This is a genomic window from Xanthomonas hortorum pv. cynarae (assembly GCF_002939985.1).
In the GTDB taxonomy this organism is placed as follows: domain Bacteria; phylum Pseudomonadota; class Gammaproteobacteria; order Xanthomonadales; family Xanthomonadaceae; genus Xanthomonas; species Xanthomonas hortorum_D.
This window is the reverse complement of sequence record NZ_MDFM01000003.1, coordinates 162,125-185,106: the sequence shown is the minus strand read 5'-3', so window position 1 is coordinate 185,106 and position 22,982 is coordinate 162,125. Positions and strand designations below refer to the sequence as shown.

Annotated in this window: 18 protein-coding genes and 2 pseudogenes; 11 read left to right on the top strand and 9 right to left on the bottom strand. The window is 63.9% G+C overall.

Annotation, left to right across the window (positions count from 1 at the left end; translation table 11 throughout):
• Nucleotides 1-45: 45 nt before the first annotated feature.
• From XcyCFBP4188_RS03535 to XcyCFBP4188_RS03505, 7 genes are all read right to left on the bottom strand, one after another.
• A complete protein-coding gene (locus tag XcyCFBP4188_RS03535; protein ID WP_006449552.1) occupies nt 46-564 on the bottom strand; it encodes a hypothetical protein in 519 nt (172 codons plus the stop codon).
• The gene (ybeY, locus tag XcyCFBP4188_RS03530; protein WP_104591625.1) at nt 564-1,049 is read right to left on the bottom strand and encodes an rRNA maturation RNase YbeY; all 486 of its coding nucleotides are present in this window, start codon (nt 1,047-1,049) and stop codon (nt 564-566) included. Before ybeY ends, XcyCFBP4188_RS03535 begins: the two co-directional genes overlap by 1 nt.
• A gap of 101 nt (nt 1,050-1,150) precedes the next feature.
• Nucleotides 1,151-1,699: a hypothetical protein gene (locus tag XcyCFBP4188_RS03525; protein WP_006449550.1), complete on the bottom strand. Its 549-nt coding sequence runs from the start codon at nt 1,697-1,699 to the stop codon at nt 1,151-1,153.
• Nucleotides 1,700-1,701: 2 nt separating this feature from the next.
• On the bottom strand, nt 1,702-2,685 hold the full coding sequence (locus XcyCFBP4188_RS03520; protein ID WP_104591649.1) for a PhoH family protein: 984 nt from the start codon (nt 2,683-2,685) through the stop codon (nt 1,702-1,704).
• A 296-nt stretch (nt 2,686-2,981) separates the two neighbouring features.
• Nucleotides 2,982-3,185 (bottom strand): hypothetical protein, encoded by a 204-nt coding sequence (locus XcyCFBP4188_RS23245; protein ID WP_104591624.1) that lies wholly within the window; start codon nt 3,183-3,185, stop codon nt 2,982-2,984.
• Nucleotides 3,186-3,215: 30 nt separating this feature from the next.
• On the bottom strand, nt 3,216-4,685 hold the full coding sequence (gene miaB, locus XcyCFBP4188_RS03510) for a tRNA (N6-isopentenyl adenosine(37)-C2)-methylthiotransferase MiaB (RefSeq protein WP_104591623.1): 1,470 nt from the start codon (nt 4,683-4,685) through the stop codon (nt 3,216-3,218).
• A gap of 69 nt (nt 4,686-4,754) precedes the next feature.
• A complete protein-coding gene (locus XcyCFBP4188_RS03505; protein WP_006449547.1) occupies nt 4,755-5,369 on the bottom strand; it encodes a glutathione S-transferase family protein in 615 nt (204 codons plus the stop codon).
• Between the two features lie 118 nt (nt 5,370-5,487).
• Here XcyCFBP4188_RS03505 and XcyCFBP4188_RS03500 point away from each other — a divergent pair.
• The 7 genes and pseudogenes from XcyCFBP4188_RS03500 (at nt 5,488) to XcyCFBP4188_RS03470 (ending at nt 12,402) form a co-directional block, all read left to right on the top strand.
• Nucleotides 5,488-6,452: pseudogene (locus XcyCFBP4188_RS03500) on the top strand (helix-turn-helix transcriptional regulator).
• A gap of 49 nt (nt 6,453-6,501) precedes the next feature.
• Nucleotides 6,502-7,494 (top strand): lytic transglycosylase domain-containing protein, encoded by a 993-nt coding sequence (locus XcyCFBP4188_RS03495; RefSeq protein ID WP_006449545.1) that lies wholly within the window; start codon nt 6,502-6,504, stop codon nt 7,492-7,494.
• A 177-nt stretch (nt 7,495-7,671) separates the two neighbouring features.
• Nucleotides 7,672-8,316 (top strand): ubiquinol-cytochrome c reductase iron-sulfur subunit, encoded by a 645-nt coding sequence (gene petA, locus XcyCFBP4188_RS03490; protein WP_043907856.1) that lies wholly within the window; start codon nt 7,672-7,674, stop codon nt 8,314-8,316.
• A complete protein-coding gene (locus tag XcyCFBP4188_RS03485; RefSeq protein WP_006449543.1) occupies nt 8,316-9,575 on the top strand; it encodes a cytochrome b in 1,260 nt (419 codons plus the stop codon). The genes petA and XcyCFBP4188_RS03485 overlap by 1 nt, the downstream gene beginning before the upstream one ends.
• On the top strand, nt 9,568-10,326 hold the full coding sequence (locus XcyCFBP4188_RS03480; protein ID WP_006449542.1) for a cytochrome c1: 759 nt from the start codon (nt 9,568-9,570) through the stop codon (nt 10,324-10,326). Before XcyCFBP4188_RS03485 ends, XcyCFBP4188_RS03480 begins: the two co-directional genes overlap by 8 nt.
• Before the next feature lie 918 nt (nt 10,327-11,244).
• Nucleotides 11,245-11,880, top strand: coding sequence for a glutathione S-transferase N-terminal domain-containing protein (locus XcyCFBP4188_RS03475; protein WP_006453247.1), 636 nt, complete (start codon nt 11,245-11,247; stop codon nt 11,878-11,880).
• A 78-nt stretch (nt 11,881-11,958) separates the two neighbouring features.
• Complete coding sequence (locus tag XcyCFBP4188_RS03470; RefSeq protein WP_006453246.1) at nt 11,959-12,402, top strand: ClpXP protease specificity-enhancing factor; 444 nt, start codon at nt 11,959-11,961, stop codon at nt 12,400-12,402.
• Nucleotides 12,403-12,634: 232 nt separating this feature from the next.
• Here XcyCFBP4188_RS03470 and XcyCFBP4188_RS03465 read toward each other — a convergent pair whose 3' ends face one another.
• Nucleotides 12,635-12,979: a DUF3301 domain-containing protein gene (locus XcyCFBP4188_RS03465; protein WP_006453245.1), complete on the bottom strand. Its 345-nt coding sequence runs from the start codon at nt 12,977-12,979 to the stop codon at nt 12,635-12,637.
• A gap of 662 nt (nt 12,980-13,641) precedes the next feature.
• On the opposite strand from XcyCFBP4188_RS03465, the gene XcyCFBP4188_RS03460 reads away from it, so the two are divergent.
• Nucleotides 13,642-15,009, top strand: a complete 1,368-nt coding sequence (locus XcyCFBP4188_RS03460; protein ID WP_006453244.1) for an NEL-type E3 ubiquitin ligase domain-containing protein — start codon at nt 13,642-13,644, stop codon at nt 15,007-15,009.
• Nucleotides 15,010-15,444: 435 nt separating this feature from the next.
• Nucleotides 15,445-19,902, top strand: coding sequence for a DEAD/DEAH box helicase (locus XcyCFBP4188_RS03455; RefSeq protein ID WP_104591622.1), 4,458 nt, complete (start codon nt 15,445-15,447; stop codon nt 19,900-19,902).
• Here XcyCFBP4188_RS03455 and XcyCFBP4188_RS03450 read toward each other — a convergent pair.
• A pseudogene (locus tag XcyCFBP4188_RS03450) lies at nt 19,842-20,460 on the bottom strand (DNA-3-methyladenine glycosylase). The gene XcyCFBP4188_RS03455 and the pseudogene XcyCFBP4188_RS03450 overlap by 61 nt on opposite strands.
• 314 nt (nt 20,461-20,774) lie before the next feature.
• Here XcyCFBP4188_RS03450 and XcyCFBP4188_RS03445 point away from each other — a divergent pair.
• Both XcyCFBP4188_RS03445 and XcyCFBP4188_RS03440 read left to right on the top strand, forming a co-directional pair.
• Entirely contained in the window at nt 20,775-22,433 is a 1,659-nt protein-coding gene (locus XcyCFBP4188_RS03445; RefSeq protein ID WP_006453242.1) for a methyl-accepting chemotaxis protein, read from the top strand.
• A gap of 11 nt (nt 22,434-22,444) precedes the next feature.
• On the top strand, nt 22,445-22,954 hold the full coding sequence (locus XcyCFBP4188_RS03440) for a chemotaxis protein CheW (protein WP_104591621.1): 510 nt from the start codon (nt 22,445-22,447) through the stop codon (nt 22,952-22,954).
• Nucleotides 22,955-22,982 lie beyond the last annotated feature (28 nt).

Genomic DNA, 22,982 nt, shown 5'->3' with positions numbered 1-22,982 from the left:
GGAAGCCGCTAAGGCGCTGTGGACAGGGCGCAGGGGCGCCCGCTGTCAGGGCAGATCCAGGCTGTAGCCGCAGCCGACCACGGTCTTGCCGGGGTGGGATTTCACGTTGGAGACGCTGAGCACCACCGATTCGATCATCGCCTCGCCGGTCTTGGGGTTGGTGGTGTCTTCGCTGACCAGCTCGCGGCCATACATGATCTTGTCGGCGTTATCCACACCCAGTTCCAGGTTCAACTGCTTGGCCAGCGGGCGCGGGTCGGGCAGGTCCAGCAACGCCATGATGCTGGCGCCGGAAAACGCGATGTGGGTAGTGCTGTGACCGAACACGGTAATCGGCGTGTTGAGCGTGTATTCGGTCATGAACAGGTTGGCCTGCTCCAGCGGCGTCCAGCCCAGCGCGACCGCCTTGAGCGGGTCGGCCAGTACCGGCGCCAGCGCGCTGAAGTCGCCGATGCGCTGGCGGCATTCGATCAAGGCCGGCAGGTCCGGACGTACCGGCGCGGCCTGGGCCCAGGCGGTGGAGGAGGTGAGCAACAGCAAAACAGCTGCGACGCCGGCACGCATCAAAGTTCCCCCGCGTACGGGTCGTCGATACCTAGATCGGCCAGGATCTCGCGTTCGAGTTGTTCCATCGCATCGGCCTCCTTGTCGTCTTCGTGGTCCCATCCGAGCAGATGCAAGGTGCCATGCACGGTCAGATGCGCGTAATGCGAGGCCAGCGATTTGCCTTGTTCGGCCGCCTCGCGCGCCACCACCGGCGCGCAGATCACCAGATCGCCCAGCAGCGGCATCTTGACGCCCTTGGGCAGGCCTTCGGGCAACTCGGCCGGAAAACTCAGCACATTGGTGGCGTAATCCTTGCCGCGGTAATGATGGTTGAGCGAGCAGCCTTCCTTCTCATCGACAATGCGCACCGCCAGATCGGCCTCGCGAATACGTCCCTTCAGCGCGGCGGCCACCCACTTACGAAAACTCACCGCCGAGGGCAAACCGGCGCGCGGCAGCGCGTAACTGACAGCGACGTCGAGACGGATGGGGCCCTTGGTCATGGGGAACACCAGCATTCAGAGCAGGCAGGGGTGACAAGTATCGCGCGAGTGGTGTCTTGCTGCGACGCCTGCGCGCGCGTCCGTAAGCGATCGGTCGGACATTAGCGGACGCACTCGACTAGCACTAGCACCAGCGCACCGCCGTCGGCGACGCGATAGAAAGCACTGCCCATCGGCCCGTTTTGGCAATGTGGATCGACCCGCCTGACCTCGAGGGCAGGCGCGAAACCCGGTGGCGCCTGCGTCCATATCGCGGCTTGGCCATGCTCCAGCAAGCGACCGACCAGATAGCGCGCGTCGGCGCTTTCCTTGTCCTCCCGAACTATTGCGCATCCGAAGCGGTCGTGCGCCATGCCGGTAGAGGCAAGTAGCGCCTGCGCCCGTGTGCCTGCAAGTAGTGCCTGCCGCTGTGTATCGTCGTCAGCTGCTGCAACGGGTAGTGCAGGCTTCATCAGCGCGATTTGTTCCAGCTCGGCCCGGTCCAACAGGATGCTCACTTGCGCAGCGGCCACCGACACACAGGAAGCGGCAAGTTGCTGTCGCAGCATGACGCGCGTCGTCGTGTCAGTCTGTTCGGATACTTGCGCCTGCGCCGATCCCTGGCAAGCCAGCACCAACCACATCCCCAACAGTAGACCGGTGCCATGCATGGTCAATCGGTCGCTGGCGGGAGCAAGGCGCTATCGCGCTTCTCGTAGGCAGTCACGATGCGCTGCACCAGCGGGTGGCGCACCACGTCGCGTGCTTCGAAAAAGGTGAAGCTGGCGCCGTCCACATCGCGCAACACTTCCACTGCATCGCGCAGGCCGGATTTGACGTGTTTGGGCAGGTCGACCTGGGTCAGGTCGCCGGTGATCACTGCGGTGGAGCCGAAGCCCAGGCGGGTCAGGAACATCTTCATCTGCTCGATGGTGGTGTTCTGCGCTTCGTCGAGAATCACGTAGGCATCGTTGAGCGTGCGGCCGCGCATATACGCCAGCGGCGCGATCTCGATGACGTTGCGCTCCAGCAGCTTGACCACTTTTTCCACGCCCAGCATTTCGTATAGCGCGTCGTACAGCGGGCGCAGGTATGGGTCCACCTTCTGGCTCAGATCGCCGGGCAGAAAGCCAAGTTTTTCGCCGGCTTCCACCGCTGGGCGCACCAGAATCAGTCGCTGCACGCGCGATTCGTTCAAGGCTTCCACGGCGCAGGCGACCGCCAGGAAGGTCTTGCCGGTACCGGCCGGGCCGATGCCGAAGTTGATGTCGTGGGTGGCGATCGCATGCAGGTATTTGGCCTGGTTGGCGCCGCGTCCACGTACGGTGCCGCGCTTGACCTTGATCGCCACGTCCTGGGCTTCGTAGGAACGCTCGACCACGTGTTCGACGTTGGCATCGTTCAGGCGCAGATGGATCGCGTGGTTGTCGAAAACGGTGGAGGCGGCCTCGTCGTACAAGGCGATCAGCAGCGTCTGCGCGGCGGTGATCGCCGGCTCCGGGCCGGTGACACGGAAGATGTTGCCGCGGTTGGCGATCTCCACGCCGAGCTTGAGTTCGATCTGGCGCAAGTGCGCGTCGAACGGGCCGGCCAGATTGGCCAGGCGCTCGGTGTCGTCGGGTTCCAGGGTGAAGTCGCGGTGTGCAGTTGAGTTCATGGTCGGCTCGGACAGCGCATGCATGCGGCGTCGGTAGGGCGGTACGAAAAGGGTAGCGCGCAGCGTGTGATCCCACCAACATGCCCGGCGGCACGGCGGCGTGACCATGCGCGCGCCCGCCTGCGCGTTCGAGTTCTCCACAAGCGCTGTGGAGTCACGCATCCACAACCTGTGGATAGAATTGGTGACGCTTACTGGCGTAAGGCCCGGCAGGGTGGTGGTGAAAAAATCGCCAGTGTGCGTGCGCTTGTCCACAACCGATGTGGATCGAATTCGGTAAAGCCTGTGGGTAAGTGTCACGCGGCCTTGTGTAGCAAGGCGTTGTGGATGGGTGGCGAATTTTTCGCCACCAGTGCGCGCAGCGAGCGACGCGACGGATCATGTCGATGCTTGTCGTTGTCTGCGACTGCAAGGAATAGCTCAGGTGAGCCGCATGAGCGTGGCTGGCGCAGGTTGTACGGATCGCGGGCAACGCGTGATGCAAGCGATGCCTTCAACATGGCGCCGAGCAATCCGGCGCCTGCGCTGCATCAGCGTGCGTTTTCATCCAGGTGGATACGACCACGCAGCGAATTGCTCATTGCCTCGGTGATCACCACATCGACGAATTGCCCGATCAAGCGCGCATTGCCGGGGAAATTCACCGGGCGCATGTTCTCGCTCTTGCCGGTCAATTCGTTGGGATCGCGCCGCGAGGGGCCTTCCACCAGCACCCGCTGCACGCTACCGACCATGGACTGCGAAATACGTGTGGCATGCGCATTGATCTGCGCCTGCAAACGTGCCAGGCGCGCCTGTTTGACGGCATCGGGCATGTCGTCCTGCAGATCCGAGGCCGGCGTTCCAGGGCGACGCGAATAGATGAAGGAAAAACTCTGATCGAAGCCCACGTCTTCGATCAACTTCATGGTCTTTTCGAAATCCGCTTCGGTTTCGCCGGGGAAGCCGACGATGAAGTCCGAACTGATCGAAATGTCCGGGCGCACCGCGCGCAGCTTGCGGATCTTGGACTTGAATTCCAGCGCGGTGTAGCCGCGCTTCATCGCCGACAGAATGCGGTCGCTGCCAGCCTGTACCGGCAGGTGCAGGTAATTGGCCAGCTGCGGCACGTCGCGATACGCATCCACCAGCGAATCGGAAAACTCCAGCGGATGCGAGGTGGTGAAACGAATACGACCGACGCCGTCGATCTGCGCGATGGTGCGAATCAGCAAGCCCAGATCCGCGTACTGCGCGGCGTCTCCCGCATCGGCGCCATATGCACCGCGATACGCGTTGACGTTCTGGCCGAGCAGATTGATCTCGCGCACGCCTTGCGCGGCCAGTTGCGCCACTTCCACCAGCACGTCTTCGAACGGCCGGCTCACTTCTTCGCCGCGGGTATAGGGCACCACGCAGAACGAGCAGTATTTGGAGCAGCCTTCCATGATCGACACGAACGCCGACGGGCCATCGGCACGCGGCTCGGGCAGGCGATCGAACTTTTCGATTTCCGGGAAGCTGATGTCGACCTGCGACTTGCCCGATTCGCGCCGCGCGCGGATCAGCTCGGGCAGGCGATGTAGGGTCTGCGGGCCGAACACCAGATCCACATACGGCGCGCGCTTGACGATGGCTTCGCCTTCCTGCGAGGCCACGCAGCCGCCAACACCGATGATCACAGGCGTGCCGCCGGCCTTGTGCCTGCTCTCCTTGAGCAAGCGCCAGCGGCCCAGCTGGCTGAACACCTTTTCCTGCGCCTTCTCGCGGATGGAGCAGGTATTGACCAGCACCACGTCGGCGTCTTCGGGGTTGTCGGTCAGCTCCAGGCCTTCGGAGGCGGCGAGTACGTCGGCCATCTTGGCCGAGTCGTACTCGTTCATCTGGCACCCGTGGGTCTTGATGTACAGCTTGCCGCGCACCACGGCGGGCGCTGCCGGGCGTGCCACGGGCAGCGGCAACAGGGCAGGTGCGTCCACGGTGGTGGCCGCGGACAGATCGGAAACGGATGTCCCGGGCATGGCGCTTATTCCAGGCGGGTAGAAGATAGCCGCGTAGTTTACCCGCTTGCGCCGGCTGCGTCCGGATGCTCAGGGCCTTGCATTGATCGCCTCGGCGCGGCCGAATGCCGGCCGGTCGGCCATGCGTGCAATATAGGCGCGGGTCGTGGCAGGCGGATCGACCAGGCCGAAATCGACCATCCAGCCCAGCGCGCCGCCCCACAGCACATCGGCCGCGCTGCAGCGCTGGCCCAGGAGATAGTCGCCCTTGGCCAGCTGCGCATCGATCACCTGCAGCACCGTGGCGCAGTCGGCGTAGGGCGAGATCGCGCGCGGCGGCGCGTCGCGTTTCATCGCGCGGTCGATGATCGCCGGCTCGAACGCCGAACCGTAGAAGGCCAGCCAGCGCAGATAGGCGCCGCGATCGGCATCGCCCGATGCTGGCGACAGGCCGGCTTCCGGATACAGCTCGGCCAGGTACTGATAGATCGCGCCCTGTTCGGTGACCACGCTGTCGCCATGCCGGATCGCCGGGATCTTGCCCATCGGGTTGATCGCCAGGTACTCAGGTGCGAGCTGTTCGCCTTTTTCCAGGTCGAGGATCTGCAGGCTGTAACTGGCGCCGAGCTCTTCCAGCAGGACCAGCACGCCGCGCGAGCGCGAGCGGGGATTGTGGAAAAGTGTGATGTGGCGGTCGTCGGGCATTGCGAGTCCTTGGTGGCCAGGAGAAGAGTGCAAGTAGCGGGCATTGGTGCAGCGACACGTGATGACGCAATCCTATACAGCTATTGCGGACACTTTCTGTCCGCAATACGGTGGCGCGATGGCCTCGACCGCTGCCCGCCTGTTGCGTCTGCTTTCTCTGCTGCAGGCGGCCGGAGCTGGTCCGGCGTGGCCCTGGCTGAGCGCCTGGAAATTCATCCGCGCAGCGTGCGGCGCGATATCGACCGCCTGCGCGAGCTTGGCTACCCGATACAGGCCGCGCCAGGAACCGGTGGCGGCTATCGGCTAGGGCAGGGCGCAGCCGCCTTGCCGCTGTTGTTCGAAGAAGACGAAGCGCTCACCGTGGCGATCGCCTTGCGCGCGGCCGCGCCGACGATCCGCGACATGGACGCGGCAGCGGCGCGGGTGCTGGCCAAGCTCGATCCGCTGTTGCCGCGACGCAGTGGCCAGCGCGCCAGCGCCGCGCATGCGGCCATGGCCAGTCTGCCGATCATGGACGCCAGCGCGTTGGTGGACGCGGCACTGCTGGCGCAACTGGCCAGTGCCTGCCGCGACCGCATTACCTTGCGGCTGGACTATCGCCGCCACTCTGGCGCGCCGATCACCCGCTGCGTCGAGCCGGCGTTGCTGGTGAATTACGGGCGGCGCTGGTACTTGCTGGTCTGGGACTGCGAGCGCCAGGACTGGCGCACCCTGCGTGCCGACCGTATCGATCAGGCCGTCGCGACCGGCGCGCAGTTCGCCGCCCGTGCGCTGCCGGAAGAACCGCTGCAGTTGTTGCGCAAGGCGATCGGCGAGTCGCCATTCCCATGCCGGGCGCGGGTACGCCTGCAAGGCACGCTTGATACACTCGCCGCCCGTATTCCGCCCTGGCTGGGGGCGCTGGAAGCCGACGGCCCCGCGCATTGCTGGCTCGGTCTGGGCGCCCCGAGCATGCCGGCCCTGGCGGCCAATCTGCTGTTGCTCGAACTGCCGTTCGAGGCGATCTCTCCTGCCGATATGCGTGAACCCCTGACCCAGGCCCTGAACGCGTTGCGCGCGCAACTGGACCAGCTGCCCCGGTAACGCCTGCCGACACTTGGCAAGCCCAGGGCAAGCTGGGACACTCCGCCACATGAAGGGGATGTCAAGAGTGCTGGGGCTGTTACTTGTCACGTTGTCGGCGGCGCCGGCCAGCGCCGGCACCCTGTACAAGTGCGTCAGCGGCGACGGCATCACCAGTTATTTGAGCAAGCGCCAGAGCGGCGCCACCTGCAGCGTCATCAGCAGCTACACCCCGGATCGCTCTGCCCGCCGCACACCGCCTGCCTCGGCACGCCCGACCTCAGGCCTGGTCGCCAGCCCGGCGCGCAGCATCGCCAACATCGACAGCGGCGCGCCGGCCACCATCATCAGCCAGCCGGTCAGCCAACCGCCGCGTCGCGCTGCCGAGGTCGCTTCAGCCGTGGTGCCGCGCGCGCTGCCGGTGTCGGAGACGTCCATCGTGCAGGCGCCTGCCGCCGCAACGGCGGTCAATCCGCGTCGGGTGGTCAGCGGGCAGGTCTATTCCTATATGAAGGACGGCGTGCGCCACTACACCAGCGCACGCCCGCGCCAGGTCGCCAGCATCGAAGGCCTGCACACCATCCACTACAGCTTTATCGAGACCTGCTACGCCTGCGGCGCCAAGCCCGGCGTCAACTTTGGTGCGATCCGGCTCAACACCAATGCCTACCAGCAGGAAATCACCGCGGCGGCGCGTGAGTTCGGGGTCGAAGAAGCGATCGTGCGCGCGATCATCCATGCCGAGTCGGCCTACAACCCGCTGGCGCTCAGCCGTGCCGGCGCGCAAGGGTTGATGCAGCTGATGCCCGGAACCGCGCGCCGCTTCGGCGTCAGCGACGCCTATGATGCATCGCAAAATATTCGCGGCGGCGTGCAGTATCTGTCCTGGTTGTTGAAACGCTTCAACGGCGATCTCACGCTCGCCGCCGCCGGCTACAACGCGGGCGAGGGCGCGGTGGATCGCTACGGCGGCGTGCCGCCTTACAGCGAGACCCAGCGCTATGTGCAACGCGTCGGCCTGCTGGCCGGTCGCTATCGCGGGCAGGGCACGGCAGCCAACTGAGCTGCGTGCGTTATCGACACGCATCTGCATGCAGCGTTTGCACAGCGCAGCTCCGACTGCGTACATTGCATTGTCTGTGCATTAAGCGTTCCGCTACACTGCGGTCGATTCATCGCGGCTGGACCCCCCGCCAGCCGTTGGCAGCCTCACGCTACCTAATCAAGATCGGAGAGCCGGATGGCCAACGATGGGGTTAACGCACCTGCTGATCTCGGGCGTCGTCGGTTTTTGACCGCGACAACCTCCGTGGTCGGTGCGGTCGGAGCAGGATTTGTTGCAGTTCCGTTCGTGAAGTCGTGGAATCCAAGTGCACGCGCCAAATTGGCCGGCGCACCGGTGACCGCCGACATCAGCGCCTTGCAGGAAGGGCAACGGCTGGTTCTGGAGTGGCGCGGTCAGCCGATCTGGATCGTCAAGCGCTCCAAGGCGATGCTCGACGCACTGCCCTCGCTGGACGACCGGCTCAAGGACCCCAAGTCCGAGAACAAGGACCAGCAGCCGGACTACGTGCTGAAGAACCCCGAGTACCGCTCGATCAAGTCCGATATCTCGGTATTGGTGGGCCTGTGCACGCATCTGGGGTGTTCGCCGGAGATGGTCGCCGAGATCCGGCCCGAGCCCTATGACCCGCAATGGAAGGGCGGCTACTTCTGCCCCTGCCATAAATCGCGCTTCGACATGTCCGGCCGCGTCTTCGATGGCGTGCCGGCACCGATCAACCTGCTGGTGCCCCCACACCACTACGTGGACGACAACACGCTTGTCATCGGCGTCGATCCGGATGGCGCCGGTACGTCGGCCAAAAGCACGGGGGCTGCCTGATGAGCAATATTCTTGTCCGTACCGCGAACGGCGTGTTCGAGTGGGTCAACGAGCGCGCGCCCGGCCTGATGCCGGTCTATCGCAAGCATGTCAGCGAGTACTACGCGCCGAAGAACTTCAACATCTGGTACTACTTCGGCTCGCTGGCGATGGTGGTGCTGGTCAACCAGATCGTCACCGGCATCTTCCTGACGATGCACTACAAGACCAGCGCTGCCGATGCGTTCGCTTCGATCGAATACATCATGCGCGACGTGGAGTGGGGCTGGCTGATCCGCTACATGCACAGCACCGGCGCCTCGCTGTTCTTCATCGTGGTGTATCTGCACATGTTCCGCGGGCTGATGTACGGCAGCTACCAGAAGCCGCGCGAGCTGGTGTGGATTCTCGGCATGCTGATCTATCTGGTGCTGATGGCCGAAGCCTTCATGGGCTACGTGCTGCCCTGGGGGCAGATGTCGTTCTGGGGCGCGAAGGTGATCATCTCGTTGTTCGGCGCCATTCCGGTGATCGGCAATGGCTTGACCGAATGGATCATGGGCGACTATCTGCCCGGCGATGCCACGCTCAACCGCTTCTTTGCCTTGCACGTCATCGCCTTGCCGTTGGTGCTGTTGTTGCTGATCGTGCTGCACCTGGGCGCGCTGCATGAAGTGGGCTCCAACAATCCCGATGGCGTCGACATCAAGAAAGGTCCCAAGGGCAATCGCTGGGATGCGCACAAGCCTGCCGACGGTATCCCGTTTCATCCGTATTACACGGTCAAGGATCTGGTCGGTGTCGGCTTCCTGCTGCTGATCGCGGCCTTCATCATCTTCTTCGCGCCGGCGTTCGGCGGTCTGTTCCTGGAGCACGACAACTTCACCGAGGCCAACCGGCTGGTGACCCCGGAGCACATCAAACCCGTGTGGTACTACACGCCGTACTACGCGATGTTGCGGGTGGTGCCCAACAAGCTTGGCGGCGTGGTGGTGATGTTCTCGGCGATCGCGATCCTGTTTCTGGTGCCATGGCTGGATCGCGCCAAGGTGCGTTCGATCCGCTACCGCGGCTGGATCTCCAAGGTCGCGCTCGGCGTGCTGGTGGTGTGCTTCGTATGGCTGGGCGTAATCGGCTCCGGGCCTGGCACCGACGCACACGAGACCTATGTCGGGCGGGTGCTGACCTTCCTGTATTTCGCCTTCTTCATCACCATGCCTGTGTGGACACGGATAGATAAGACCAAACCGGTACCGGAGCGGGTGACCACGCATGACTAAGCACATCGTGAAGTCATGGAAGTCACGCGTGGTTGCGCTGCTGTGCGCTCTGGTCGTTGCCGGCGGCGCGATGGCGGCCGAAGGCGGTGCGGTCCATCAAGCCGGAAACGATCTAAGCGATCGTGCCTCGCTGCAACGTGGGGCGCAGTTGTTCATGAACTACTGTTCGGGCTGCCATTCGCTGAAATACCTGCGCTATTCGCGCATGGCCAGCGATCTGGGCTTGAGCGAAGCGGAGGTCATGGCCAACCTCAACTTCACCGGCGCCAAGATCGGCGAGCACATCGAAGGCACCATGCCGCACGATGCAGCGACCAAATGGTTCGGCAAGGCGCCGCCGGATCTGAGCCTGATCGCCCGCGTGCGCGGCACCGACTGGGTCTATACCTACCTCAAGTCGTTCTATCTGGATCAGACCCGTCCATTGGGCTGGAACAACCAGTTGTTCCCGAACGCGTCCATGCCCAACCCGCTGTGGGAACTGCAAGGCCTGCAGCTGGCGCAGTACGGGCCGCCGGACAAGGCCACCGGCGACAAGCCGGTGCAGGCGCTCAAGCTCGGTCAAGCGGGACGCCAGACACCAGTCGAGTTCGATCAGACCGTGCGCGATATCTCCAACTTCCTGGAATACGCGGGCGAGCCGGCGGCGCTGAAGCGGCAAAGCATGGGCGTGTGGGTGATTCTGTTTCTGGCCCTGCTGACCTTCATCGCCTATCTGCTCAAGAAGGAATATTGGAAGGACGTGCATTGATTAGGCTGTAAATCCTGCGGCGGCCGCGCACTGCCGCAGCCGCCCGAAAGCAGGTACACAACCTGGTAATCGCCAAGCGGATGTGGACGCTGTGGAGGAACCGGAGTGTCCGAGTGGTACATGCGATTCCGAGCACGGGCTGCGCCTGTTTGGGTGTCGCGCAGTCATTTTTGTTAGCCGCTCTTGGCACTATCTCGATAGTCCAGGTCGTGTTGGTCGGTTGGTCGGAGGGCGCGATGTCCTCACCGCTCGCGGGACACGCCGCAAGTACGTCCGTGTAGGCTCGGTGGCGGCATCCATGCCGCCACACGGTCCCGCAATCGGCGAGGACACCGCACCAGTAGAGTGAGTCGGTGCTTTGTTGAAAACATGCACACCGACCATCTCGACTGGTCCTTGCCCGCCCACCATCGCGGGACCTTACGCGGCATGGATGCCGCGTAAGAGCCTACACGGACGTACTTGCGGCGTGTCCCGCGATGGTGGGCGGGCAAGGGCCCTGCAGCAAATCTGCAGATCAGGCGCGAACCAACGTGCCGATGACGCTACAAGGACGTACTTGCGGCGTGTCCCGCGATGGTGGGCCGGCAAGGGCCCTGCAGCAAATCCGCAGATCAGCCGCGAACCAACATGCCGATGACGCTACAAGGGCTTACTTGCGGCGTGTCGCGCGATGGTGGGCGGGCAAGGGCCCTGCCGCAAACCCGCAGATCAGCCGCAAACCCACCTGTCGATGATGCGTAATCGCCTGGCACGCCCGTCATTCAACAAGACAACATGGCCTGTTCGTGTTTTGAGGCCTTATCACCCTTGGCTTTTGCGTGACGTGATTGCACACTCGAAGGACCGTGGTGACGGTCGGCGTTGGGCCGGCTGCGCCGATGCGGCCGGCGGATTCCGGTCGTCGGAGAGCCTTGAATGGCGACGAGTGTGCGTATGCGAAATACCTTGACTTTGTTTTCGTCCAACGACGACGTGTTGTGCCACCGGGTCCGCTTGGTCCTGGCGGCGAAAGGGGTGACCTACGACCTGGTGCCGGTCGACCCACAAAATCCTCCCGAAGATCTGATCGATCTCAATCCCTATCACTCGGTTCCCACCCTGGTCGAACGCGACCTGGTGCTGTACGCCGCATCGGTGGTCAGCGAGTACCTGGACGAGCGCTATCCGCATCCGCCGCTGATGCCGGTCGACCCGCTGTCGCGCGCGCGCCTGCGTCTGGCGATGCTGCGGATCGAGCACGACTGGGTGCCGCAGGTGCAGGCCATCCAGCTCGGCAACAAGACCCAGGCCGAAGCCGGCCGAAAGCGCCTGAAGGAACTGCTCACCGCCTCGGTGCCGCTGTTCAAGGCCAGCAAATTCTTCCTCAATCCGGAAATGAGTCTGGCCGATTGCGCGATGGCGCCGATCATCTGGCGACTGGACGCATTGGAAATCGGGCTGCCCAAGGACGGCAAGGCGATCGAGGACTACGGCAACCGGATCTTCCGCAATCCCGGCTTCATCCGTAGCCTCACCGATCAGGAACGCAAACTGCGCGACATGCCGGGCTGATGCGAGGGCTGTATGCCAACAGACCGAGGTCCGATCGTAGCGCCGCCGCTACGGGTCGTGTGCGGGTAAAATGACGCCATGAGCGAAGATTTCCCCCGCATGACCAGCCATCGCCCGTACCTGTTGCGGGCCTTGGTCGAATGGATCAACGACAACGGCATGACGCCGCACGTTCTGGTGGACGCAGGCTTGCCTGGCGTGCAGGTGCCTGCCAGTGCCGTCAAAGACGGCCGCGTCGTATTGAACATCGCCGAGCGCGCCGTGGTCGGGCTGCAGGTCGACCACGAAAGCGTGCGTTTTACTGCACGCTTCGGCGGCGTCAGCTATCCGGTGATGGTGCCGATGGCCGCCGTGCTGGCGGTGTACGCACGCGAGACTGGGCAGGGCATGGCCTTGCCGGACGACATCCCGGGCACCAGCACCGAGCCACCGGATCCCGGTGCACCGCCGCCACCGAGCCCGGCTACGCCGGACGAGCCGCCGAGTGCCGGCAAGCGCCCGCATTTGCGTGTGGTCAAGTAAGTGGACGTCCGGGCGCGCATTGCGCGTCCGGCGTTCGATGTGTGGCAGGCGCTTCGGTTACTGATGCGCACTGTGCGCGTGCGGCACAGATGGACAGACGTGCCGTTGGACAGGCGTGCTGCAATCGACGCATCGGTGCTGTCGATGCATGATCAGTGCTGAGCAGACTTCAGTGGCGCATGATCAAGCGCAGAAGATGCATTCGGATCTGCGCAAGCCAGTCAAGCCACACTCAATTCAAACGCTGATGGTCCGGGCTCAACGGCGTCACCGTTGCCACTTGTGGTCCGGTGAAGGCGATCAGCTGATCGCCGCGCAGCACCAGGCGGCCACTATGCCGGTCGATGCCATCGTGCGAATACTCGAACCGGAACGTCCGCTCGAAGCCCAGCCAGCCATTGGGCTTGCGGTAGATGCGGATGTTGGTGGAATGCACGCTCTGGTCCAGCCACTGCACATCGGCGGCGCGGCAGGCATTGCGGCCGAGGGTGTCGGCGCGTTCGGCAGCGGCACGCGAGGAGTTCCAGAACGCGAACAGCGCTGCGCCGGCAATCATGAACAGGATGAGACTGGGCATGGCAGCCAATGTGCCATGGCAGCGGGCCGGTCCACAATGGCCTTTTCGCGCGGCACCGTTGTAGGTGCGCGCACATCAAGAAAGCCACCGATGCGCCATCTCGAACGCCTGAGCGTTGACGACAGGCTTGCCGGCGTCACCGCTCGCGACGAGATGCCGCTGCGCCATTAAAACGCATCGCGCCATGCACGCTTCGCAGCTGGAAGGGTTTCTTCGGCGGTGGGTCGGGATGTAGCGTGTGTGTCCAATATCATGGCCAACCTGAGTCGGTCAGCCACGACAGGGACAAAACGCTTCAAACCAATGCAGTCTGTCCGGCATTTTTCGCTGGGCGCCATCGTGCCAATACACGTGTAAAGGGGAAAGAGCTCATGTCACGTCTTCCCATTCCTTCGTCCTCCGGCGTGCCGTCAACGAGCCGGGTGCCGGTCGATGATCAGGTTGGTCAGCATCACGTTGCGGTACCCGATTCTTCGCACCCATCCGCGTCCCCCCCTCACCCCGGCGCCGGTCCGCTTGCCGGTCTTTCTTCCCGGTCTCGGTCTCCGTTGCGTTCCCGGGCTCAGCCATCTTCACAGGTCCACAGTCAAGCGGAGGGCAGTGCCAGTGCGTCTGCCCCGCCCCCTGCGGAAGCGTTTGATTTCGTGGCTTGGTCCGAGGCCATGCGCGCGTTGCAAATCCACGAGAATTCGCAATTGGGGGGCACGGACGAGTCGCCGCCGCGGGCTCTCGGGGAGCAGGTTGATCATTGGCTGACAGCGGCCTGCCAGCCGTGCCTGGAAAACGCGCACGCGTTCGATGATGAGTCTAACGCGGGACAGTTTTCCGAGCTTCTCGAGAAGCGCTATGAAGCAACAGCGCACCAGTCGGAAATTGAAAAGGGTGAGGTGCTGCAACTGGGAGCGGAAGTGATCAACGCAGTCGCCGCAGATCCTGAATTACGCAAGCTGGTGTTTGCAATGGCGGAGAGTGCGCTTGGGACATGCCATGACAATGTTTCAACCGGATTCTCGGCCATCGTCAATACGGTTCGTAATCACCAGATGTCACTAGCCGTGAAGCAAGGAAGGCTCAATGCTGCCGGGTTGCAGGCTTGGGCGAGCCGGCAGTTTCGCCTGGATGCGCTCGAGTCGGAAGTGCATCGCTTCATCGAACATTCCATCAAAGCCTGCACGACGGAGCTTGAACAGTTCTCAAGTGCACTTGCGCTACAGGCCTGCGTAGCGGATATCCACAGCGGTCTAGTAAACTTGATTGAAAATTTTCAACTACTGGCCCCACTCGACCCGAGAATCGGCGAGCTGATGGCTAGGCTTGAGCAATCCGGGTCTTCAGACAGTGAGGATTCAAGGGAACTTGCTTCCGTGGTACAAGACATTTTTGCGAGGTACGTGGCGGGGCAACTGCCGGCCGCGCCGACTGACCCTGGGGTGCAGTATGTGGTCGGGATGATGCAATATTTGATTCAACGTCGAAGTGAATATGCCCAGCTCGCAAGCAATGGCGAGGCATTAAGGCAATATGCCCAGCTCGCAGACAATGGTGGGTTGCCAACCGAAGAGCAATCACTCAGGCAGTCGCAGCTTGTCCAAAGGTTGAAGACGCTTGAAGATGAGCCGGTGGAAACGATGATGCATGCCAAGGTGATGTTGAGTGAGGAGCTCGATTTGCCGAACGTGCCGTCATCGATGATATTCCAGCCGATAAGTGCGTTGACCAATGAAGATTTGACCACGCTAGCAAGCTCTGTTCGCGAGCGCGAACGGGATAAGGATGCATTCGGTGATTTTCTGTTGGCTAACGAGACGTGGAGAGCGGGGGTCAAGCAATTGTATGCCGCTGAATACGAGGCATTGATGGAGTCGTTCAATAATGATGCGTTCTATGAGCTGGACGTGCCGCCCGGCGATGACGCGCATGTGGCTGAGTCGATAAAGTATAATGAGCTTGCTTCAGACTTTTTGGATCGCAAGCAGAAGGCGGAAAACGCCTGGCTTCGGGAAAAAGTTGGTTCAGATATTTCGGGCTAGTCAAATTCACATGCACCAACCACGATAAATAGCGGACCTGTGCTGGACCTTTGATTATCCCTTGCGGGATGCTGGTGAACCTAAACCGATGGTAGAGCAACAAGGGCGTGACGCCAGTCCAGTGCACACCGGCAACGCATCATCCGGCATGCCCGCTATGAAGGGAGCACGCACGTGCCGGGCTCGCTCGCGTCTTACGGCATGGGGCTGAGCCTCAAACCGGCCACCCGCCCGCCATGCTGGGGCCGACAGCCTCAATGTCGGGCATTGGTTGGGCGGGCCGAGCGGCTACACGGTGGGGGCGCTTTGAATCGATTGCCGCCAAGGCCACATCAGTCTTGCATGCGTTGCACCGCACCCCCATCCATAGCAGTCCTGCCGAGTTGAATCCGATTGCCGCGCGGCCGGTTGCCGTCGCGGCTTTGGGCACCATCCATGCATCCTGTTCTGCAGCAATTTCATCCTGTGGTCGCTGCGTGGTTTGCGCGGACCTTTGCTGCGCCCACGCCGGCGCAGATTGCCGCTTGGCCGTCGATCCAGGCCGGGCGGCACACGCTGGTGGCTGCGCCGACCGGTTCGGGCAAGACGCTGACCGCGTTCTTCGCCGCCATCGATGCGCTGATCCGCGATGGTCTGGCCAACGGCGGCGCATTGCCGGACGAAACCCGCGTGGTCTACGTGTCGCCGCTGAAGGCGCTGTCCAACGACATCCATCTCAATCTGGACGCCCCGCTGCAAGGCATCCGCGCAGCCCTGCGCGCAAGCGGTTTGCCGGATGTGGCAGTGCGCACGGCGGTGCGTACCGGCGACACACCGCAGCGTGAGCGGGCCAGACTGCGGCGCGTGCCGCCGCATATTCTGGTGACCACGCCGGAGTCCTTGTATGTGCTGCTGGGCTCGGCCTCCGGGCGCAACGCGCTGCGGCACGTGCGCACCGTCATCGTCGACGAAATCCATGCGGTGGCGGCGGACAAACGCGGTAGCCATCTGAGCCTGACGCTGGAGCGCCTGCAACGATTGGCCGAGCGCCCGATCACCCGCATCGGGCTGTCTGCCACGCAGAAGCCGATTGAAACGGTCGCGCAATTTCTGGTCGGCGTCGGCGAAGACGGGCAACCTCCACCGCAGTGCGACATCGTGGATATCGGCTACACCCGCACGCGCGACCTCGCGCTGGCCTTACCGCCGACGCCGCTGAGCGTGGTGATGTCCAACGACCAGTGGCTGCAGGTGTATGCCGAGGTGGCTGCGCTGGCGCAGCAACACCGCACCACGCTGGTATTCGTCAACACACGGCGCATGGCCGAGCGGGCCGCGCGGCATCTGGGCGATCTGCTAGGCAAACAGCGCGTGGCCGCACATCACGGCAGCCTGTCGCGCGAGACGCGCCTGCTGGCCGAGCAGCGACTCAAGGCTGGCGAATTGACCGTATTGGTGGCCACCGCATCGCTGGAACTCGGGCTGGATATCGGCGATGTCGATCTGGTCTGCCAGCTCGGCTCGCCGCGTTCGATCGCCACGTTCCTGCAACGCGCCGGACGCGCCGGGCATGCGGTCGGTGGCACGCCGAAGGCGCGGCTGTTTCCGCAGACCCGCGACGAGTTGGTCGAATGCGCTGCGCTGCTCGATAGCGTGCGCCGCGGCGAGCTGGACGCGCTACGGATTCCGCTCGCGCCGATCGATGTGCTTGCACAACAACTCGTGGCCGAGGCCGCCTGCGAGGACTGGGAGGAAGATGCGCTGTTCGCGCTGGTGCGCCGCGCGTGGCCATTCGCTCAGCTGTGCCGGGAGACGTTCGATCGCGTGGTGGGCATGCTGTGCGAGGGCTTCAGTACCCGGCGCGGGCCGCGTGCGGGTTATCTGCATCGCGATGCGGTGCACCGCCGCCTGCATGCACGCCGTGGCGCGCGCATGACCGCGCTGACCTCCGGCGGCACCATTCCCGAAACCGGCGATTACAGCGTGGTGCTAGAGCCGCAGGCGGAAAAGATCGGCACGGTGAACGAAGATTTCGCGGTCGAAAGTCTCACCGGCGATGTATTTCAACTCGGCAATGCCAGCTACCGCATCCTGCGTGTGGATGCGGGCCGCGTGCGGGTGGAAGATGCCAAGGGCGCGCCGCCGAACATTCCGTTCTGGCTGGGCGAGGCGCCGGGCCGCAGCGATGAATTGTCGGCGGCGGTGTCGCGGTTGCGTGGCGAGATCGCCACACGGCTGGACAGCATGCCCCTCGATGCCACGCCGTTCGAAGGCGCGCTACTCGACAGCACGCCACGCGCCTCCGCGCCACATCAAGCCGCCTGCGATTGGCTCTGCAGCGAGTTATGTCTGGCCGCCGAAGCCGCGCGCCAACTGGTGGACTATCTCGCGCACGCCCGCGCGGCGCTGGGCACTATGCCGACCCAGCAATGTCTGGTGATGGAGCGCTTCTTCGATGCCAGCGGCGGCACCCAGCTGGTGATCCACTCGCCGTATGGCAGCCGCATCAATCGCGCGTGGGGGCTGGCGTTGCGTAAGCGCTTCTGCCGTACCTTCAATTTCGAGCTGCAGGCCGCGGCAACCGAAGATGCGATCGTGCTGTCGCTGTCCACCAGTCATAGTTTTGCATTGGAGGAGGTTGGCCGTTATCTGCACTCGTCATCGGCCGAGCATGTGCTGATCCAGGCGGTGCTGGATGCGCCGCTGTTCGGCGTGCGTTGGCGCTGGAATGCGACCAATGCGATGGCGTTGCCGCGCTTCACTGGCGGCAACAAGGTGGCGCCGCAGTTGCAACGGATGAAGTCCGAAGATCTGCTGGCGAGCGTGTTCCCCGATCAGGTGGCCTGCGCGGAGAATCTGGCCGGCGAGCGGCAGGTGCCGGACCATCCGTTGGTGACGCAGACGCTGCAAGACTGCCTGCATCAGGCCATGGACAGCGAAGGCTGGTTGCAGGTGCTGCGTGGGCTGGAATCCGGTGCGATCACGGTGGCGGCGCGCGACCTGGCCGCGCCATCGCCGCTGGCGGCCGAAGCCTTGAACGCGCGTCCGTACGCGTTTCTGGACGACGCGCCACTGGAAGAGCGCCGCACCCAGGCGGTGCAAAACCGCCGCTACACGCCGCAGACCAGCGACGATCTGGGCCGGCTCGATCCCGATGCCATCGCCTCGGTGTGCGAGGAAGCCTGGCCGCAGCCGCGCGATGCCGAAGAAATGCACGAAGCGCTGGTCGGACTTGGCGTACTGCCCGGCGACGAAGCTGCCGATGCGCAATGGCAGGCCTGGTTGGCTGCGCTGGCTGCCGATGGTCGTGCCAGCTGTATCGCGGTGAACGGTGCGCCCGCGCTATGGATCAGCGCCGAGCGCATCGACTGGTTCATGCCGCTGTATCCAGATGCGTCGCCACAACCGCCGTTGCAGGCGCCGGCCGATTGCCGTGTCGCCGAGTGGGAACGCGACTGGGCTGTGCGCGAACTGCTGCGCGGGCGCCTGTCTGCGATCGGCCCGGCGCAGGTGCCGGCATTGGCGGGCGCACTGCATTTGCCGGAGGCCGAGATCGTGCTCGCGCTGGCGGCATTGCAGCGCGAGGGCTATGTCATGGCCGGGCAGTTCAGTGCGCAGGCGCAGGCTGAAGAATGGTGCGAACGCCATCTGTTGGCGCGCATCCATCGCTACACCCTGGGGCGCTTGCGCCGCGAGATCGAACCGGTGTCGCAACGCGATTACGCGCGCTTTCTGTTCGAGTGGCAGCACCTCGACAGCGCCAGCCGTGTGGCCGGGCCGGATGCTTTGGCCGGTGTTGTCGGGCAGCTGGAAGGCTTCGAAGCGCCCGCGCTGCTGTGGGAGAGCGAGCTGCTACCTGCGCGCGTACGCGACTACCAACCGGCGTGGCTGGACGAGTTGTGCACGGCCGGGCGCACCGTGTGGGCACGGCTGCGTCCCGGCGGCGGCCGCAGCGGCGCCGCGTTGCGCGCAACACCCATCGTGTTATTGCCGCGTCGCGAAGCGCAGCGCTGGAGCAGCCTGGCACGGGGTGTCGATGACGCACCGTTGGGCTCGCGCGCGCAGCGCGTGGCAGAGGTGTTGCAGCAGCAAGGCGCGTTGTTCTTCGATGAGATCGCCGATGCCGCCCGCTTGATGAGCACCGAGTTGGAAGACGCGTTGAGCGAGCTGGTGATGCGTGGCCGCGCGCATTGCGATAGTTACGCCGGGCTGCGTGCGCTGCTGGTACCGGCGTCGAAGCGGCCGAGCGCGCTGTCGCGCCAACGTCGCCGCGCCAGTGCACTGGGCATTCGCGATGCCGGTCGCTGGGCGCCGGTGCGCACGCTGCCGGAATTACCGTTGGCCGAAGCCGGCGAGCGGCATCAGGAAACCCTCGAACACGTTGCGCGCACGCTGCTGCGTCGTTATGGCGTGGTGTGTTGGCGGCTGCTCGAACGTGAGGCTGCATGGTTGCCGCCGTGGCGCGAATTGCTGCGCATGTATCAACGGCTGGAAGCGCGCGGCGAGATCCGGGGTGGTCGCTTTATAGGGGGCCTGTCTGGCGAACAATTCGCGTTGCCGGACGCGATTGCCGCGTTGCGCCGGGTGCGTGCGCAGCCGCTGCAAGGGCAGTGGGTGTGCGTGAGTGCGAGCGACCCCAGCAATCTGCTCGGCAGTCTCCTGCCGGGTGAGCGCATCGCGCGCGTGCCGGGCAATCGCGTGGCTTATCTCGATGGCCTGCCGGTGGCGGTGTGGGCGGCAGATCGCTTCCAGCCGCTGCAGGAACTCACCGCTGAGCAAGCCGAACAGGCACTGCGCTTGCTGCAACGTGGCCCTGGCGCTGCCGAGCAGACGCCGATGGAGCAATGGCTGGCTCAGTCGCCCGGCAGCACCGCGCGCGCGCCGGTCACGCGCGGAAGCGGACGCGACAAATAGCGGCTATCGGGGACCAGCCAGCGCCACGGCGCATCCATCGCCTTGCGGATGCCGATGCGCGGCGTCGTCAGCGGGATCGATGGTGGCGGCAGGCCATCGTCTTCGATCCATAGCCGCGCGCTTGCGCTGGTCAGATCCAGCCCGTTATCGGCAGCCGTGACGCCGAATGCCTGGGCCAGGCGACCGGGGCCGGTGGTCAAGGTCTTGAGCGGGGCAGCGTTACGTGCAGCCTGCATGAAGGCGATCCCGACCAGCGACTCGAGCGCGCGAATCAGCACCGCATGGCCAGGCGCGCCGCCGCACACCGCGTTGATCGCCCAATGCATGCCGTAGATGAGACACATACAGATGCCCGGGCGCACCGAACATCACCTGCGTGCGTGGAGTCATGCCGCGGAACGAATGCGCTGCCGGATCTTCGCTGCCGCAATACGCCTCGACCTCGGTAATGCGCCCGCGTCGTCCGTCCGCACTGACCAGTACCTTGTTGAGCAATTGCGGTGCGACGCTGCGTGCGTCGTGATCGTAAAACGTGCGCGGGAGTGGTCGAGGCGACATGCACGCAGCCTAGCGGCGCGGGCGTGATGTCGCTGCGGGTGTCCCTCGGGACTGTCCCGGACAACGCGCGAATCGCGGGTAGGATTTTTCCGAATGTGGGCTATTGCGAGCGCATGACCGGTCACAAAAGCGCACATCCGACTGCCTGAATAGGCATCGCGGCAATGCCCGCATCTCAAGCGCGTTTTGCTGGCGCCGATAGCCATTAACGAACGGTTTAGAAACGCCGCGTCGTCGTGATCGCTACCTCGCAGCACGCCATCGCTTGTCCTTGCAGCGCTTGTCGCGCGCACCATCCTCAAGAGAACTTTCCAATGTTAGGCAACTTCAGAATCGGAACCAGGCTGATCGTGGCGTTCCTGATCGTCTCGGCGATCGGCGCATGCATCGGCTGGGTGGGCTATTCCAACTCCGGTCGTATCAGTGACCTGTCGAGCTCGCTGTACGAGCGCGAATTACTGGGCTTGTCGAACGTGAAAGAGGCCAACATCAACCTCATCTATGCCGGCCGCGCACGTGCCAATCTGTTGTTGGCCAGCAGCGCCGAAGAACGCCAGTCGCATGTGCAGAGCATCGACAAGTACACCGCCAGGGTGGTCGATCACATCACCCGTGCGCGTGGCAGTTTCGAAACCGAAGAGGGCAAGACCAAGCTGGCGCAGTTCGATCGCGCCTGGCAAAAGTATCTGGACGAGCGCGGCCGCTTTATCGAAGTCGCCAACCGCGAGGCCTTGCGCGAAACCAATCCGGAATTGGCGGCGCTGTCGCGCGCCGTGCGCGCCAGTTCGGATGAAGTCGACAACCTGATGACCGATCTGAGCAGCCTGCGCGAGCGCAGCGCGGCATCGGCCAATGCGGAAACCGGTGCTATCCATGCACGCGCTTCGAAACTGCTGATCGCCATCATTTGTGGAGGTGTGCTGCTTGGCGCGATATTAGGTGTGGTGATCAGCCGTAGCGTCACCGGCCCGATCCGCCGTGCAGTGGCGGTTGCCAATGGACTGTCGGAAGGCGATCTGAGCATGCGTATCGAGGTGCAGGGCCGCGATGAAACCGCGCAGTTGCTCGAAGCCATGCGCACCATGGTGCAGAAGCTGTCGCAGGTGGTCGGCGAGGTCAATACCAGTGCCGAGACCCTGGCCAGTGCATCGGAAGAAGTCAGTGCCACTGCGCTGAGCCTGTCGCAGGCCGCCAGTGAACAGGCCGCCGGTGTGGAAGAAACCAGCGCCTCGCTGGAACAGATGACCGCATCGATCAGCCAGAACACCGAGAACGCGCGCATCACCGATGGCATGGCCACCCAGGCCGCGAAAGAAACCATCGAAGGTGGCGAAGCAGTGGTCGCCACCACCCAGGCGATGAAGCAGATCGCGCAGAAGATCGGCATCATCGACGACATCGCCTATCAGACCAATCTGCTCGCGCTCAACGCGGCGATCGAAGCGGCACGCGCCGGCGAACATGGCAAGGGCTTTGCCGTGGTCGCCGCCGAGGTGCGCAAGCTGGCCGAACGCAGCCAGGTGGCCGCGCAGGAGATCGGCGAAGTGGCAAGTTCCAGCGTGGAATTGGCCGATCGCGCAGGGCGTTTGCTGGACACCATCGTGCCCAGCATCAAACGCACCTCGGATCTGGTGCAGGAGATTTCTGCCGCCTCCGAAGAGCAATCTTCCGGCGTCAGTCAGATCAACTCGGCGGTGGTGCAGCTCAGTCAGACCACCCAGCAGAATGCCAGCGCGTCCGAAGAACTGGCCGCCACTGCCGAAGAGATGAGCGCGCAGGCCGAACAACTGCAGCAGAGCATGGCGTTCTTCCGCCTGGGCGGGCAGGGGCCTGCGAGTACGCCGCCCAAGCGTGGCAAGGCGGTCGCCGCACGTCCGGCACGCGTCGCAGCTGCACGTGGTTGGCGCAGCACTGCAGCGCCGGCCTACTCCATGTCCGAGGGCCCGGACGAAGGCCAGTTCGCCCGCTTCTGAGAGACCGATCGATGACTGCACAGACCCCCGATGTGATGCCTGGCGATGCCGATGCGGCGGCCCAGTACCTGACCTTTCAACTGGCCGGCGAAACCTTCGCCATCAGCATTCTCGGCATTCGCGAAATCATCCAGTACCGCGCCCCCACGCCGGTGCCGTCGATGCCGGCCTGCGTGCGCGGGGTGATCAATCTGCGCGGTGCGGTGGTGCCGGTGGTGGACCTGCAATCGCGGCTGGGGCGTGCCGACAGCGCCATCGGCAAACGCAGCTGCATCGTGATCCTGGCCACCGAACAGGCACAGGGACCGCAGGTGATCGGAGTGTTGGTCGATGCGGTCAACGCGGTGATCGAACTGGCCGATCAGGACATCGAAGCCGCGCCCTCGTTTGGTACGCATATCCGCCGCGATCTGCTACGCGGCATGGGCAAGGTCGGCGAGCGCTTTGTGGTGTTGCTGGAGATGGAGCAGGTGCTGCATGTCGAGGAGATTGCCGGCACTGCCGATGCACTGGTCGCCTAAGCTGCAGCCTCGCCAGACGCCTGAACCA

Coding starts and splice junctions, on each gene's coding strand:
- XcyCFBP4188_RS03535 (WP_006449552.1), bottom strand. CDS start 564: ATGCGTGCCGGCGTCGCAGCTGTTTTGCTGTTGCTCACCTCCTCCACC.
- ybeY (WP_104591625.1), bottom strand. CDS start 1,049: ATGACCAAGGGCCCCATCCGTCTCGACGTCGCTGTCAGTTACGCGCTG.
- XcyCFBP4188_RS03525 (WP_006449550.1), bottom strand. CDS start 1,699: ATGCATGGCACCGGTCTACTGTTGGGGATGTGGTTGGTGCTGGCTTGC.
- XcyCFBP4188_RS03520 (WP_104591649.1), bottom strand. CDS start 2,685: ATGAACTCAACTGCACACCGCGACTTCACCCTGGAACCCGACGACACC.
- XcyCFBP4188_RS23245 (WP_104591624.1), bottom strand. CDS start 3,185: ATGTTGAAGGCATCGCTTGCATCACGCGTTGCCCGCGATCCGTACAAC.
- miaB (WP_104591623.1), bottom strand. CDS start 4,685: ATGCCCGGGACATCCGTTTCCGATCTGTCCGCGGCCACCACCGTGGAC.
- XcyCFBP4188_RS03505 (WP_006449547.1), bottom strand. CDS start 5,369: ATGCCCGACGACCGCCACATCACACTTTTCCACAATCCCCGCTCGCGC.
- XcyCFBP4188_RS03495 (WP_006449545.1), top strand. CDS start 6,502: ATGAAGGGGATGTCAAGAGTGCTGGGGCTGTTACTTGTCACGTTGTCG.
- petA (WP_043907856.1), top strand. CDS start 7,672: ATGGCCAACGATGGGGTTAACGCACCTGCTGATCTCGGGCGTCGTCGG.
- XcyCFBP4188_RS03485 (WP_006449543.1), top strand. CDS start 8,316: ATGAGCAATATTCTTGTCCGTACCGCGAACGGCGTGTTCGAGTGGGTC.
- XcyCFBP4188_RS03480 (WP_006449542.1), top strand. CDS start 9,568: ATGACTAAGCACATCGTGAAGTCATGGAAGTCACGCGTGGTTGCGCTG.
- XcyCFBP4188_RS03475 (WP_006453247.1), top strand. CDS start 11,245: ATGGCGACGAGTGTGCGTATGCGAAATACCTTGACTTTGTTTTCGTCC.
- XcyCFBP4188_RS03470 (WP_006453246.1), top strand. CDS start 11,959: ATGAGCGAAGATTTCCCCCGCATGACCAGCCATCGCCCGTACCTGTTG.
- XcyCFBP4188_RS03465 (WP_006453245.1), bottom strand. CDS start 12,979: ATGCCCAGTCTCATCCTGTTCATGATTGCCGGCGCAGCGCTGTTCGCG.
- XcyCFBP4188_RS03460 (WP_006453244.1), top strand. CDS start 13,642: ATGCGCGCGTTGCAAATCCACGAGAATTCGCAATTGGGGGGCACGGAC.
- XcyCFBP4188_RS03455 (WP_104591622.1), top strand. CDS start 15,445: ATGCATCCTGTTCTGCAGCAATTTCATCCTGTGGTCGCTGCGTGGTTT.
- XcyCFBP4188_RS03445 (WP_006453242.1), top strand. CDS start 20,775: ATGTTAGGCAACTTCAGAATCGGAACCAGGCTGATCGTGGCGTTCCTG.
- XcyCFBP4188_RS03440 (WP_104591621.1), top strand. CDS start 22,445: ATGACTGCACAGACCCCCGATGTGATGCCTGGCGATGCCGATGCGGCG.